The sequence below is a fragment of the Agriterribacter sp. genome (genome assembly GCF_035445465.1).
In the GTDB taxonomy this organism is placed as follows: domain Bacteria; phylum Bacteroidota; class Bacteroidia; order Chitinophagales; family Chitinophagaceae; genus Agriterribacter.
Genome location: NZ_DAOMQT010000012.1, coordinates 22194 through 35408 on the forward strand (window position 1 = coordinate 22194; position 13215 = coordinate 35408).

Genomic DNA, 13215 nt, shown 5'->3' on the forward strand with positions numbered 1-13215 from the left:
ACTGTGTTTCAGTACATATATTCAGCCTTTTGAAGAAATGGAGAGTATCAGTATTGAATTGGCAATAAGACGTAAAAAAATAATAATCACATCCCAATGATTGTGAATCTTTTGGGAAAAATAATCGAACGAGAATCCACTATATTAAATCTATAGCCATTTCATGCAATCCGGGTTATTAATTAAGCAAAAGAAAATGAATGATGGACAAGGAACATGGGATATCGGAAGAGACAAGAACTTCATGAGTATGAACTGTACATTGAAATTGAAGGTATAGACCATAGTAAAACTCAGGTCGCCACTCATAAAACAATGGTATATGCAAGCGCTTACACCGAATTATGCAGGCGGAATTTTATGTTGTGGCTTGTAGAAAAAAGCTCTACTCAAACCTGAAAGAACTCCAGCATTACCTGGACGAATGGATGAGATATTATAATCAGGAAAGAACGCACGGCCGAAGATATTGCTTTGGAAAAGCTGCAATGGATTACGTTTAAATAATCCATTATCTTAGCAAAGCAGAAGTTGATAGGACAGGTAACATCCGCACCCTAAATATATCCTGATCCTATAAAACTAACAATCCTTCACTGTCAGATCAAATAGTGGCTATTACAATTTATGGGTAGTTTAGCAATTGTTATTTCTTGTTAATTATAAAACCTGACAACTCGGGGTCACCCATCATCCTTCCTATTTCTGCACTCACCATATCCTCGACATCCTGCTTAATCTGCAGGTAATTTAGCTGGATCATACTATATTCAATTTGCCTGACAACAGGTAATGCTTTATAATCATTTTGTTCTGTTTTTAGTGCAGTATGACTATTTTGCAACTCTGCATGAAAAGTCTTCAGTTCAATTTTGCAATCAGGATCATCGGCCACCATTCCTACAAATTCCCCAGAACTTAAGGCAGTTATTTTAGATGGCGGTATGGCACTCTCCAACTGCTTTGACCTGCTGATTGAAGTATCCGTGCGGTTAGTTGAAACACTGGACCTGTCCTGCATAATCTTTCCAAATCTTTCAGAGAGTTGCTTGGCAGTTTCACCCGCTACCTGCCCGGAAATGATACTCCCAGCGATATTCATAATTACGTCTGCCATGTCTTTTCCATAATCCTTTTTTAACTGGCTAAAATCCTGCACACCCAAACAAGTCGCTACCTTGTTTCCCCTGGCAGTAGCTATCAAGCTATCTATATTGTTCAGGTAGATTGTTGGGAACTCATCAAACACGAGGCTACTTTTCAGCTTCCCCTTTTTATTTACCAGCTTTATCAACCGGTTGACATATAGCGATAATACCGCTCCGTAAATCTGTATCTTTTGTGGATTGTTTCCCACACAGAGGATTTTGGGTGCTTTTGGATCATTGATGTCCAGGCTAAAATCATTTCCCGAAAGCACATAATAGAGTTGCGGGGAAGACAGCCTTGCCATCGCCACTTTAGCCGAAGCAATTTGCCCTTCCAATTGTTCCATTACATCATGCAGGTAAGCATTTACAAAAGGGTTGATCAGTACTTCAATTTCTTTTTCTGTACGCAGGATCGAAAACAATTTGTCGTATTCCACCTGCATGAGTTCAATCACATGGGGCAAGGTGCAGAACTCTCCGTCCTGGTATTTTCGCAAGTACCATATAATAGCTGTTAAAAAATTGATAGGCGATTCCACAAAGAAATCACCCTGACGCTTGATCCATTCGCGATTCAATCCCATAAGAATAGTACGGGCAGATTCCGCTGCGTCTGTGATGTCCAGCATATTTTCGTTGTCCAGTGGATTACAACGGTGACTTTGGGAGAGATCATCAAAATTGATGACAAAAAATTCAGGCGCTACCGGATACAAATGTTTGTTCTTCAGGTAATGATTATAGGCAATCACCGAGAGATCATCGAACTTAAAATCATAAACGAACATTGAAAACCCTTTTGCCAGGTGTTGGGTGATCAGATGCCGGATAACAAAATAGCTTTTACCTGAACCTGGAGATCCACATACCAGTAGACCACGAAAAGGATTGATGATATTGATCCAACTCAGGCGGACCTTTCCCTTCAGGTTATATTTTGCGGGAAGGTTAATGGAATATTCATTCTTCAAAAGCCGTTCTTCTTGTGGAAAGGTTTCATTTTCCTTATTGAAAATATCAGTGTTATCGAGCTTCAATTGAATCACACGGGAAAGCAGTGTTCCACCAGTGAGCACTAAAATAAATCCCAGGCAGCTCAGCCCGATGTAAATCACGGCAATGCTTTCAGTATCCAATGCCAATAAAAGTGAAAGACAGCTTCCAAAATAAATTGTGAGCCCTGTAGAGATATAACCAAAAGCCGTGCGGTAATGTAGTTGCTCATCTTTTTTCCCCCTGGCACCTATCAACGAAATACACAGAAAGCCCAGGGCAATCCATTTGGAGCGGTGAAAATCAGCGAAGAGTCCGGTGCGTTTAATGTTTTCCAGCAGCTTGTCAGTTAGTTCTGCCCTTAATCCCCAAACTTCAAATGCCTGGTAACAATAATAATAGAAGTGTAAGCCCATTACGACCATACTGATCAGCCTTGTCATATCCAGGATTTTGCGTAACCCTTGTTCATTCTCTCCTGTTTGCATAGTATTTTGCTTTTAACTAAAAAGAAAGTCGTTTTCTTTTTTTCTTTCTTTTCTTTTTGAGTTGATGGGGCAGATAGTCTCCGCCAACTGGAGGGGCAATGGCATGCTCAGGCAAACCCAACTGTTGTTGTTTTGTGTGCTGATTGACTTGGATTGGATCCGCTTCCGAAACTTTGGCTTCCCCACGTTGATTTTGTGCCTGGGCTGACTGCTGTTTAATTTCTTCCCCATCTTTTAAAAGAAGCTCCTGCCTGCAGTTTTCCAGTACCGCTTTTGTGCTGTAGGATTTACCCAGGTCACTTCCATTAAATACACATTTGGTTTTGTGATCTACATAAGTAATTCCATAAATTGTCCCTTCTTTTCCTTTGCGAACTACAGTGCTAATGCGCTCTTTTTGGAGTGCTTGTATAAATTCTTCAAGGCTGGCAGGTTGCTTATTCAATATCCAACCAATAGTGGTTTGCAATCCCTTTTTATATGGGATATGAAGTGTTTCATTTTCCGAAAACTTTTTTTCAAGGTTGGTCAGTGTAGGTTTTATATAAAAAGCACTGGCTTTAACCGGTGTGCCAACCTTTTTACCAGATTCATCCAACACGCGGTAATGAAGCCCTTTATGCCTGTACATTGACGAACCTTCACTTCCCCTTTCTGCGGATACATTATAGAGATTAAGAACAGCATTTAATTCGGGCAGTGAGGCAAATTTATACTGGTGGATTACCGCAGCCAATACAATTGAAATCGCTCTTTTGGTTTCCGATTTTCCGTAACTTACTTGTTGTGCATTAACCGGCATCAGCATAAGCGATTCCACTGCTCTCTTGCCATCTGCCCTCACCAGTCCAAATTGCAGTTCAATTTCTTTCCGGGCTTTTTCTGACTGGTTACGCCCCAGGTTGTGCATTGATATCCGGCTTCCTTCTCTTTGAATATTGGTACTCACAATATGGAGATGGGGATGGGCGCTATCGTAATGGCAGTATACCAAATAAGGCTGCTGCCCAAATCCAATTTTATCCATATAAGCCCCTGCAATTCTTACCAACTTTTCATTGGTCAGTTTCTCAGAAGGATCGAAATTTAACGAGGCGTGAAAGGTATTGGTGTCAACCCTGGCATTTAGTGATTGATACTTTTTAAATAGCCCGATCTTTTCATAAAAGGTGAGCCTGCCGACCTCCTTCAAAAATCCGGATGCGCAAAGCAATTCTGCTTTTCCCTGCTGCACTTTTTTCTCGTTATAATTAAGTGCTTTAGAAATACTTTTACCTGTATTTATTCTTGCAACCATTTCTCTGAGATTTGCGCGAGTTTTTCATTGATTTCATCTATTTTTTTAAAAAGCACGGGCTTGCTTTTTTCATTCAGCAGAGCCCATATTTTTATCTCTGCTGTATCGTCCATCGCATTTAATTTTTTGACCGATTGATTGAAATTGTTGCCGATAGCATTGAGTTCTCTTCTTAACAAGATCAGTTCTGCCACAAAGTCATCAAATGATTGATTGCGGGTATAGACAGTGATGGGTTTTTCCAACAGAATTGCCCGGACATATTCACTTATTTTTCTCTTCGTGGAATTGGAAAATCCCTTGTGGATTTTCTTAAATTCAAGTTGCGTTAACCGTATGTGCAACCATTTATCCCTATTGTGTTTTTGTTCACTCATCACTGCTTCAATTTATCTACTCAAAAAAAGCATTTGCTGCAATTATCCCCGCGACTCCGGAGCAAAGGGGATGAAACTTCCCGTTTGTGATACAAACGTACATCTTGCCGGGTGCGGGAACAGGCACCCTAAAGCCGCCTCACATTTTCTGTGATTTAAAAAACTTTCCATTGATTAATTATTGTTCGAACCGATTCATTATCGCCTGATGCTTTAAGACGGATTTAGACTGCACTTAAAACTTCAGGGAAATCTTTCTCATTGTTTATGGCTTTTCCCATATTAACATGCCATTCATTAAGATCTTTATAGCCTTTATAGAGATTGCTTTCATCCACATATTGAGCACTTATTTTCAAAGCCTCATGCCTGCAATTTTGTCCTGCCGGGTCATTATCCAGGTAGAGATGAATAGCCTCGTGTTGTTCTAAAAAGCGCCTGGCATTCTGGAAGAAAGAAAGGGAATTAAGCACGCAGAAATTCATCGGTTTTTGCGAAGTATAGTCGAACACAACCAACCAGGAAAGAAAATCAAAAAAGCCTTCAAAAACAGCCACTTCCGTCCCACCCATTTGAATGCTGGTAATTCCTTTTGGAGAACTGCTTCCTTTGAAATTTGCACTACGAAGTTCGTAGCCCGCACCATCATTTTTAAACCCGATGGCATAGTATGTTCTACCGGCAATTCTGTACTGAACCTCCCGGCAATATTGTTGCGCAACGCTACAAGAAATATGACGTTCTTTGAGATAGTTTACAAGCTGCCAGGAACCAGGGACATAATCCCCTAAAATTTCGATACCATCATTTTGCAGTTTACCCTTTGGTTGGAAAAGAAAAACGGGCTTGTGAAAAGAAAAATTCCCCTGCAGCGACTCCATTAAATCTTTGATCGTGCAGTTATGATATGTAACGGCAAAGTCAATGAGATTACCGCCTTTGGCCGTCCCGTGGTCGTACCACCGATTAATGTAACGGTTTACTTTAAAGGATGCTGTTTTTTCTGGCCTTAAAGGAGAAAGATACCAATAGTCGTTTCCTTTGATTTTTACAGGCAGGTGTCCCATTGAGCTGAGATAATCCACCAGGTCAATTTCTCTTGCCTCCTCACACGTAAATTTAGCCTTACTGTTTTCCATCACATACTATTTTCAAATCACACCATTCAGTAACGATGTGAAATTAAAACGAACCGCTGGGTAAATAACATCCCTATCAAATTCTGAAGGGGATCAGTTGAGCAGACTGAAATATTTTTGTGCCGTGTACAAGATCTGTGAACCATTAATTATTTTTTATGTTAGCAAAATCAGATGTAGCCAGAATTTACGAGACCGTACTGAGCATTCCAGGTATGAATGAAAATGTCAAACTCAACATTACTATTGCCCGAAAGGATTTGTTACTGCTGAGTAAAATAATTGAAAGGGGATTAAACGGTAACAACAGCTCAGATAAATCTATTGGTATTTTAGATGCCATCACCCAGGAAAGCACACAGGTGATTTCAACACTCACTGCAGAATTACTTGCCAAAGCCGGACTCTCGGAAATGAACGAAAAATTAAAATCACTATGAAGTTTTAAAAAGGACTTTGTCCTTCTTAATCTGTTCAGCAAGCATAAAAAAAGGGCTTAGAGCAGCCCCTGGTCACCAAAAGAAAAATAACTATCCGGGCTTATAATCAGGTGATCGGCAACTATGATATCATGATATGATGCAGCGGCTTTTATTTTTTGGGTCAATGTTTCATCTGCTATTGAAGGTTTTACTATTCCGGATGGATGATTATGCGCTAAAACGACGGCGCAGGCACCTATCCGCAGTGCACCTGCCAAAATTAAGCGGGGGTCTGCCACCGTTCCGGTAATGCCTCCCTTAGATAGTTCAAGCAGTTGAAGGACACTATTGCGCCGGTTAAGGTAAATCACTTTAAATTCTTCAATCAGTTCAATGGTATCCAGGTTCCAGTAATGCATAAATACCGCATACGAATCATATGAGGTGCGTATCACCGGTCTTTCAGCCGGCTTGCAGTTTGGTTTTCTGCGGTAAACGATTTCAACTTCTGCTACGTTGTTCAGTTCCTGAAGGCTTAATCTTGATTCCATAACCCAAAATTTTAATGATAAAAAATTAATTATGAAACCTTCCTATCCTTTGGGCAATTCAGTGAAAAAGGAATCGGAATAAAAGAATGGATTTGTGGGTGAGGAACCCGTGTTTATGCCGAAGTCTTTTTCCACGCTTCAGCAGCCCAAAGGATACCTTTGTGCAGAGAATTAATGGTTGCGTTTTTAAATTATTTTTTGATTTTTACTCCCCTCCTATTGCAACGTTTGCCCTGAAACAACTATTTCTACAAATATTCAAAACGAGGCAAGCCCAAAGCTTGCCTCGTTTTTAGCGCCTCCATGTTATCTTAAAGCATCCTATCAACAAATAGATGAATAATTTTATTACGCCTTTAATCAACAGGTAAAGTAGCTTAATCAAAAAGATTGATAAAGTAATAACCAACCAGCTTAAAGCAAACAGCAGGTTACACCCGCTGTTTGCTTCGCCGGATCTGCCATGGTTGTATCCATCATCGTAACCATATAAATAGTCTTTCCATTCCATATAAACCTGTATTATTTCAGTGCATCGCACAAGGCTACCTGAAAACCTGCCCTTATCATTTTTTTCATAACAGCTTCAATACGCTCATAAGTAATGGCGCAATGCCAGTGCTCCTGAAAACATGGGTATATTTCGACTTTACCAATGCTGTGTACCGCTATGGCATCTCTGGAAAATGTATGATAATGCTCCTTTACCTTAACCCATACCAAAGCATGGGGATATTTAATTTTAAGTCTACGCCAAGTTGCAATGGCAAGGGGATTGACTGTAATATGGCCATTCATTGTTTCCATAAAAAAAATGGCGCAGCTTTTCCCGGCTGCGCCCCCGGTTTTGAGTTATTGATAAATACCCACCAGTTCACTGCGCATGAAGTCTGTGCACAGCTCAAATGCTTTTTGATTCCTGATCATTGCATTGCCTTCCATAATGGATTTAAGCTTCATTTCCTCGCTTTTATAGCTGCGTACGTTTTGAAAATATCCTGTTACCGCGTTGTACACACCAAACAAAGTGCCTCTGGTGGTCGCCAGTTGTTGGGAAGGTGCAGACTGAGCATAGTTAAAAGCATTGTCGCAAATATTCTTAAAACAGGTGGAAAGCTCATTGTCCTTGCCGTCTTGAATATCGTGCAATACTTCCCGGTTGGGTACCATCGCCAGTTGAATCAGCTTTTTTAGGTCCGGATCGGTTACCCGTACCTTTGACCACTGGTTAAAAATCTGCTCCATCTGTTCAGTAAGTTTACTAGATATCCCCATAATTTTGTGGGCGGTTTCCAATCTTTCCTTAGCCCCTGCAGTATGGCGGATTTTAATGCGGTTGCTGCAATTGCGCAAAGCCACGTTGAGGGTGTTGTTACACACAATGCGCGTAGGGGTAAATGCTGCGGTTATACTTCCAAAGCCGTCGTGGGAAGTGGTGAGAAAAAGATATTTTTCAATTAAATCATCGCTACCCACTTTAATATAACCCGGTAATTTGGCGGTAATAAAAATGCGTTCGCCCTTGCCCAATGCACCGGCGGTTTCATATTGGATGCCGTCGCCTCCTACGATTGCATCAAAGAAACTGAAAGCGTCTCTGTTCTGTACAATCTCATAATCTTTACCTACTATGCCCAATACATCGCCTGTATCCGGGCGCATTGTGGCGAAATGGGTTTTCACTCTCTTATTAAAATCCATCGCCTGCCCGTCCGAATTATAAGAAGTAGTATAAATATCCTCTTTGGTTACTTCATAATCCAACCCGGCAAACTTCAATGCTTCTGCGCTGGTGGGGTAGTCCTTTACAATTTGGCCCAACCCGTGCCATGCTTTTTCCTTCACGGAAAAGAAACTGTATTGTCCTGTCTGTTCGTTAAAATTCAGATTGTGTGCCATAGCTCGTCTTTTTTGAATTGAAAAATTGTTGTTTTAAAATGGGAGGTAATCCGCTGCGGCTTCTGCCGGCCCGTCTGCTGCGGTATTTTGGGTTGCCTGCTCATTCGTTTTTCTGCCGCCATGCAACTTGATGTTGCCTACATGAAAATTGAGGGCTGCTTTTGGCTCCCCTTCGGTGTTTGTCCATGCATTTACCCCTATGCGTCCATAGAGTTCTACTAATGTTCCTTTGGTTAAATAGGGTGCAATACCGGCGTTCGCCCAATAAGCGCAGTTGATAAAGGTTGTGATTTCCTTTACTTCGCCACCCTTTGGTTTGTAGCGGTCATTGATGACAATGGAAAAGTTCACTACTTTCCTTTCGTCTTTTAAGGTGCTGACCTTTGCGTCTGTTGTTAATCTGCCTGTGAGTTCCATAATCTTTGATTTTAATGATGAAAAAAAAGTTTGTAAAAGAAAAAACGGAAAAAAAGAAAGCAGGCAAAGAAGCGGCAGTGCGGTGGCTGGACACCAAATCGCAAGCGGAATAATTGGGGGTTCCTTTAGGGGGAAACCGTTTATGCCGAACGATTTGGTTGAGCCAGGGAGTCGCTAACTTCGCTTGCTTTTTGCCCCGTTTTCCTGCAAACAATGCATGGCATTTCCTGTCATTATTCCAAAAAGGAGAACCAGTGGACAGAACGATAACATGTGCGACGCAACAACCGATACCGTGAAAAACAACAGCCGGTCAGATCAAAGCATTAAAGAAATCAGATTCAAGTGCACCTGGCGGAACGCTCGCCCAACATCACGAAACGGACGTCACAATCCCGGGAACTTTCGCAAAAAAAGTGGGTGCACTACGGTTGTAGCGCTTGTCCTGTTGTGCCAACCAAATCTTAATGAAGGACATGGGCTTAATTTGTAGCAATTCAGAGTAAACTTATCATGGACACAACTTGAAATTTCAGCCATATTTCTTCCAGTGAATGTACTTTTCTGCGACTTCCCAACTGGGGGATCAGTTGGGGGTCGTTCTGTGCTGTACGTGGATTTATCTCGACCAGAAAAGCTTCTGCCGTTTGCTTGTGACGGATCGGAAAGTCCGGTGTGAAATGGCGACTGCCCTTCCTGATGTACAACGTTGGCTGCCCTGTACTGTGATGATAAAAAATGGTAATGCGGCTTCGCATATACGCATATCCATCCTGGATCGAAATAGCATATTTTAATTCCAGCGATGATGCGCCTTGTTTTCGATCATCAATAATTTCCTTCGCAATCATAATCTGCCTCTGCCGTGATACGAAAAGGGTTGATGCCCAGACTTTTTATTTTGTTGTTAATATGCGATTGCAGTGTGTTGCTAAATGGAGTACTCTGATGCATGCGGTAATTGACAATAAATTGTTTGTTAGTGTTGCTTTGTACATAATGAAGGGATTCGTCACCCAATAGCATTCTCTTGTTATCTTCAAGGCGCGAACCATAAGAAAAGATTTATCGGATATCAAATCAAAAAGGCAGGCAGATGCCAGCCGTCTTTTACCCATTTACTGTAAAAAAAACTATCTTAACCTTCTTATCTTGATATTGCGGTAACTCGCTTCATCGCCATGATCCTGCAACAGAATTCTTCCTTCTTTTGCTTCTCCAAAATCTTTCCAGTTATGGTACTTGCTTTTAGCTACCAGGCCGTGGTAATGTTGTGATCCCCGGTCGTATTCTAACACTTTTACGCCGTTCAGATAATGTTCAACATGATTATCCGGGTATACCACAATTCTACCTGTGTTCCATTTCCCGGGAAAATGACTAAACTCATCATCAACTTTTGCAGCTATAAGGTCATATAACGATGATAAAGTTCTGTTACCTCCAATTCCTTCTTTAGCATCGGGATGATTTTCATTGTCGAGTATCTGGTATTCAAGACCGATAGCAGAACCGGAAGTTATTTCTGATAATGTGACAAAATATTTTACCCCGCTATTGCCACCTGTAGATATTTTAAAATCAAACGAAAGGTCAAACGCACTATACAAATCAGTGGTTACAATATCTCCCCCATTGGCTGATTCTTTTCCTTTGGAAGAAAGAGCAGTAATTGCACCATCTTCAATTTTCCAACCTTTGTCAGGAAACCCTTTCCATTTGGCACCTCTCCATCCGTTGGATGTTTTACCATCAAATAACATCTCCCATCCATTTTTTCTTTCTTCATCGGTTAACTTATTATTTGAAGTGCCTACTACATAAATGTTGGCAGGGAAACGGGAGGGCTTAAGGTTAGTAGTTTTGATCCTTATATTCTTCCATTCTACTTTTTTTCCTGCCTCCGTTGTGTTCGCAATTCGATGAACCTGCAATGCGATGAAGCCAGAAGCATCAGTCTCATCAATCAAAAAGCTGGCAGGAACATTGTTGATCCAGGTTTTGATGGTTTTCCCGATCCCTTCAATCCTAACATGGTTGAATTCACCTTGCCTGAAAGCCTTTTTTGCCTTACTGTTCAAATCGATCGGATACAACCACCCCCTCCTCGATTCATCATATATTCCTCCGGTCCACCCACGGGAAGTTCCATCGAGTTCAAACTGATATCCGAAAACCTTGCCCTTTCCGTCATTCCCTGCGGCGTCGTAATGACTTCTAAACTGAATGCCTGAATTGGTGGAACTATCCGGGAGTTTTACTTCCAGTTCTAATATAAAATCGCTGTATTCCTTTTCTGTAACAATAAAACTGTTTGGGGTTCCAAATACGGTAGTGCCTATGATCCTGTTGTTCTCAACATGATATTTTGCCTTTCCACCCAATTGTTTCCAACCGGATAAATCTCTCCCGGTAAACAGGCTGGTCCACTCGCCCTTTTGTGCCTGCAACGAGCATACCGCAAATATTAAACAGATGAATAAACAAGTCCTTTTCTCCATAACTACAGTTTATGTTCTTTATAGCCGCACAGGAACAATATACAGGGGCAATAGCTTTATTTAAATATTCTCCAGGCTTTTCAACTCCTCTTCCGTAAATATCCTCGACCTCGACAAAAATCTTACACCCAATGGTATCTCCAGTGAAAAACTACTGCCCCTGCCGCGTGTTACATCAATAATTAGTTGCGTGTGTTTCCAATATTCAAATTGATCGCGACCGATATAAAAATGGCAACCCGCAATTTCACCTAAACACACGTCACTATTACCAGTTTTAAAATCATCTGCCTGAAAGCACATTGGCTGAGATCCATCGCAACATCCACCGCTCTGGTGAAACATTAAAGGACCATGTTTTTCCTTTAATGTTTTTATTAATTCAATTGCGCTTTCAGTAGCAACCACGCGATCAATATTCATACGGATATATTTATTTAGAAAAATCCAAGCTTCTCTTTGCTATAAGAGATCAGCATATTTTTTGTTTGACGATAATGATTCAGCATCATCTTATGCGTTTCCCTTCCAAATCCCGATTTTTTATATCCTCCGAACGGAGCATGCGCAGGATATGCATGATAACAATTCACCCATACGCGACCCGCCTGAATTGCACGCGGCACCTGGTATAATTCGTGCGCATCCCTTGTCCATACACCCGCGCCTAATCCGTATAGTGTATCATTCGCAATCTGTATCGCTTCTTCAGTTGTTTTAAAAGTAGTTACACATACCACCGGTCCAAATATTTCTTCCTGGAATATTCTCATTTTATTATTGCCCCTGAATATGGTGGGCGTAACATAATATCCATGTTCCAGTCCATCGTTCTGATGAAATGCATCACCGCCCGTCAGCACATCTGCTCCTTCCTGTTTTCCGATCTGGAGGTAGCTGAGAATTTTATTATATTGATCTTCTGATGCCTGCGCTCCCATCATCACGGTTCCATCCAGCGGGTTGCCCAGTTTAATTGCTTTCGTACGCTGTACTACCTTCGAAATAAATTTTTCATATATCTTTTCATGAACAAGAATTCTACTGGGACAAGTACATATCTCACCCTGATTTAATGCAAACATCACGGCTCCTTCTACAGCCTTGTCAAAAAATTCATCATCGGCATCCGCAACAGATTCGAAGAATATATTCGGACTTTTGCCACCAAGCTCCATCGTAACCGGAATTAAATTTTCAGACGCATACTGCATAATCAGGCGGCCCGTTGTTGTTTCTCCCGTAAAAGCTACTTTTTGAATGCGTGGCGACTGTGCCAATGGTTTACCTGCTTCAGGTCCGAAACCTGTAACCACATTGATCACTCCCGCAGGTAAAATTTCCCCTATTAGTTCCATAAGGCACATGATACTCGTAGGCGTTTGTTCTGCCGGTTTTACAACAACACAGCAGCCTGCCGCTAAAGCAGGAGCAATTTTCCAGGTTGCCATCAGCAATGGAAAATTCCATGGAATGATTTGTCCAACAACACCTATTGGCTCATGCAGATTAATGCTAACTGTAGATAGATCGTGTTCTGAAATAGTGCCTTCTTCGCTACGCAACACACCGGCAAAATACCTGAAGTGATCTATCACCAGCGGCAAATCAGCCGCACGTGTTTCACGAATGGCTTTGCCGTTATCAATCGTTTCAATCCTCGCCAGCAGTTCCAGGTTGTCTTCGATAACCTGGGCTATTTTAAGCATTAGATTGCTGCGATAAGCTGCTGCGGATTTACCCCAGGAAGCAAATGCCTGATGAGCGGCAGAAATTGCCTTTTCAATGTCTTCTGCATTTCCTCTCGCAGCTTTGGTAAACGCTTTTCCATCTATTGGAGAAATATTGTCGAAGTATTCACCGCTGTGCGGTGCTACCCATTTACCTCCTATATAATGGTCATAAAATTTCTTGAATTCTGGGCGTTCCGCCAGGTTGGATTTAGCGTCAACGGCTTTTGCATTGCTCATATGAAAGTTG

The 13215-nt window shown here is 41.4% G+C and carries 15 protein-coding genes; 2 read left to right on the top strand and 13 right to left on the bottom strand.

Translation table 11 applies throughout. From position 1 onward, the window contains the following. Nucleotides 1-320: 320 nt before the first annotated feature. The gene (locus PLE34_RS21865; RefSeq protein ID WP_502875867.1) at nt 321-503 is read left to right on the top strand and encodes a hypothetical protein; all 183 of its coding nucleotides are present in this window, start codon (nt 321-323) and stop codon (nt 501-503) included. A 143-nt stretch (nt 504-646) separates the two neighbouring features. On the opposite strand, the gene mobC is transcribed toward PLE34_RS21865, so the two are convergent. From mobC to PLE34_RS08460, 4 genes are all read right to left on the bottom strand, one after another. Further along, nucleotides 647-2632 carry a conjugal transfer protein MobC gene (mobC, locus tag PLE34_RS08445; RefSeq protein WP_324555862.1) on the bottom strand — a complete coding sequence of 662 codons (1986 nt, stop codon included), beginning with the start codon at nt 2630-2632 and terminating at the stop codon, nt 647-649. A 16-nt stretch (nt 2633-2648) separates the two neighbouring features. Further along, nucleotides 2649-3929: a relaxase/mobilization nuclease domain-containing protein gene (locus PLE34_RS08450; protein ID WP_324555864.1), complete on the bottom strand. Its 1281-nt coding sequence runs from the start codon at nt 3927-3929 to the stop codon at nt 2649-2651. Next, complete coding sequence (locus PLE34_RS08455; RefSeq protein ID WP_324555866.1) at nt 3914-4306, bottom strand: plasmid mobilization protein; 393 nt, start codon at nt 4304-4306, stop codon at nt 3914-3916. The genes PLE34_RS08450 and PLE34_RS08455 overlap by 16 nt, the downstream gene beginning before the upstream one ends. 224 nt (nt 4307-4530) lie before the next feature. After that, complete coding sequence (locus PLE34_RS08460) at nt 4531-5445, bottom strand: DUF8464 domain-containing protein (protein WP_324555868.1); 915 nt, start codon at nt 5443-5445, stop codon at nt 4531-4533. Nucleotides 5446-5603: 158 nt separating this feature from the next. Between PLE34_RS08460 and PLE34_RS08465 the strand changes: the two genes are divergently transcribed. Beyond that, complete coding sequence (locus tag PLE34_RS08465) at nt 5604-5885, top strand: hypothetical protein (protein ID WP_324555870.1); 282 nt, start codon at nt 5604-5606, stop codon at nt 5883-5885. Nucleotides 5886-5941: 56 nt separating this feature from the next. Here the strand turns inward: PLE34_RS08465 and PLE34_RS08470 are convergent, their stop codons facing one another. The 9 genes from PLE34_RS08470 to PLE34_RS08510 form a co-directional block, all read right to left on the bottom strand. Next, complete coding sequence (locus tag PLE34_RS08470) at nt 5942-6418, bottom strand: JAB domain-containing protein (protein WP_324555871.1); 477 nt, start codon at nt 6416-6418, stop codon at nt 5942-5944. A gap of 292 nt (nt 6419-6710) precedes the next feature. Beyond that, entirely contained in the window at nt 6711-6929 is a 219-nt protein-coding gene (locus tag PLE34_RS08475) for a hypothetical protein (protein WP_324555872.1), read from the bottom strand. Nucleotides 6930-6940: 11 nt separating this feature from the next. Further along, nucleotides 6941-7225, bottom strand: coding sequence for a MutS N-terminal domain-containing protein (locus tag PLE34_RS08480; RefSeq protein ID WP_324555873.1), 285 nt, complete (start codon nt 7223-7225; stop codon nt 6941-6943). A 45-nt stretch (nt 7226-7270) separates the two neighbouring features. Next, nucleotides 7271-8317, bottom strand: a complete 1047-nt coding sequence (locus tag PLE34_RS08485; RefSeq protein WP_324555874.1) for a DUF932 domain-containing protein — start codon at nt 8315-8317, stop codon at nt 7271-7273. Between the two features lie 33 nt (nt 8318-8350). Then, a complete protein-coding gene (locus tag PLE34_RS08490) occupies nt 8351-8734 on the bottom strand; it encodes a single-stranded DNA-binding protein (RefSeq protein WP_324555875.1) in 384 nt (127 codons plus the stop codon). 497 nt (nt 8735-9231) lie between these two features. Continuing rightward, nucleotides 9232-9585: a hypothetical protein gene (locus tag PLE34_RS08495; RefSeq protein ID WP_324555876.1), complete on the bottom strand. Its 354-nt coding sequence runs from the start codon at nt 9583-9585 to the stop codon at nt 9232-9234. A gap of 282 nt (nt 9586-9867) precedes the next feature. Beyond that, nucleotides 9868-11235, bottom strand: a complete 1368-nt coding sequence (locus PLE34_RS08500) for a 3-keto-disaccharide hydrolase (protein ID WP_324555877.1) — start codon at nt 11233-11235, stop codon at nt 9868-9870. A gap of 60 nt (nt 11236-11295) precedes the next feature. After that, on the bottom strand, nt 11296-11658 hold the full coding sequence (locus tag PLE34_RS08505; RefSeq protein ID WP_324555878.1) for a DUF779 domain-containing protein: 363 nt from the start codon (nt 11656-11658) through the stop codon (nt 11296-11298). Between the two features lie 14 nt (nt 11659-11672). Further along, nucleotides 11673-13205 (bottom strand): aldehyde dehydrogenase family protein, encoded by a 1533-nt coding sequence (locus tag PLE34_RS08510; RefSeq protein WP_324555879.1) that lies wholly within the window; start codon nt 13203-13205, stop codon nt 11673-11675. Nucleotides 13206-13215 lie beyond the last annotated feature (10 nt).

Bases quoted from the DNA above. Each gene is read 5' to 3' on its own strand.
- PLE34_RS08485 (WP_324555874.1), bottom strand. From the start codon at position 8,317: ATGGCACACAATCTGAATTTTAACGAACAGACAGGACAATACAGTTTC.
- PLE34_RS08490 (WP_324555875.1), bottom strand. From the start codon at position 8,734: ATGGAACTCACAGGCAGATTAACAACAGACGCAAAGGTCAGCACCTTA.
- PLE34_RS08510 (WP_324555879.1), bottom strand. From the start codon at position 13,205: ATGAGCAATGCAAAAGCCGTTGACGCTAAATCCAACCTGGCGGAACGC.
- PLE34_RS08480 (WP_324555873.1), bottom strand. From the start codon at position 7,225: ATGGAAACAATGAATGGCCATATTACAGTCAATCCCCTTGCCATTGCA.
- PLE34_RS08495 (WP_324555876.1), bottom strand. From the start codon at position 9,585: ATGATTGCGAAGGAAATTATTGATGATCGAAAACAAGGCGCATCATCG.
- PLE34_RS08450 (WP_324555864.1), bottom strand. From the start codon at position 3,929: ATGGTTGCAAGAATAAATACAGGTAAAAGTATTTCTAAAGCACTTAAT.
- mobC (WP_324555862.1), bottom strand. From the start codon at position 2,632: ATGCAAACAGGAGAGAATGAACAAGGGTTACGCAAAATCCTGGATATG.
- PLE34_RS08475 (WP_324555872.1), bottom strand. From the start codon at position 6,929: ATGGAATGGAAAGACTATTTATATGGTTACGATGATGGATACAACCAT.
- PLE34_RS08455 (WP_324555866.1), bottom strand. From the start codon at position 4,306: ATGAGTGAACAAAAACACAATAGGGATAAATGGTTGCACATACGGTTA.
- PLE34_RS08470 (WP_324555871.1), bottom strand. From the start codon at position 6,418: ATGGAATCAAGATTAAGCCTTCAGGAACTGAACAACGTAGCAGAAGTT.
- PLE34_RS08505 (WP_324555878.1), bottom strand. From the start codon at position 11,658: ATGAATATTGATCGCGTGGTTGCTACTGAAAGCGCAATTGAATTAATA.
- PLE34_RS08460 (WP_324555868.1), bottom strand. From the start codon at position 5,445: ATGGAAAACAGTAAGGCTAAATTTACGTGTGAGGAGGCAAGAGAAATT.
- PLE34_RS08465 (WP_324555870.1), top strand. From the start codon at position 5,604: ATGTTAGCAAAATCAGATGTAGCCAGAATTTACGAGACCGTACTGAGC.
- PLE34_RS08500 (WP_324555877.1), bottom strand. From the start codon at position 11,235: ATGGAGAAAAGGACTTGTTTATTCATCTGTTTAATATTTGCGGTATGC.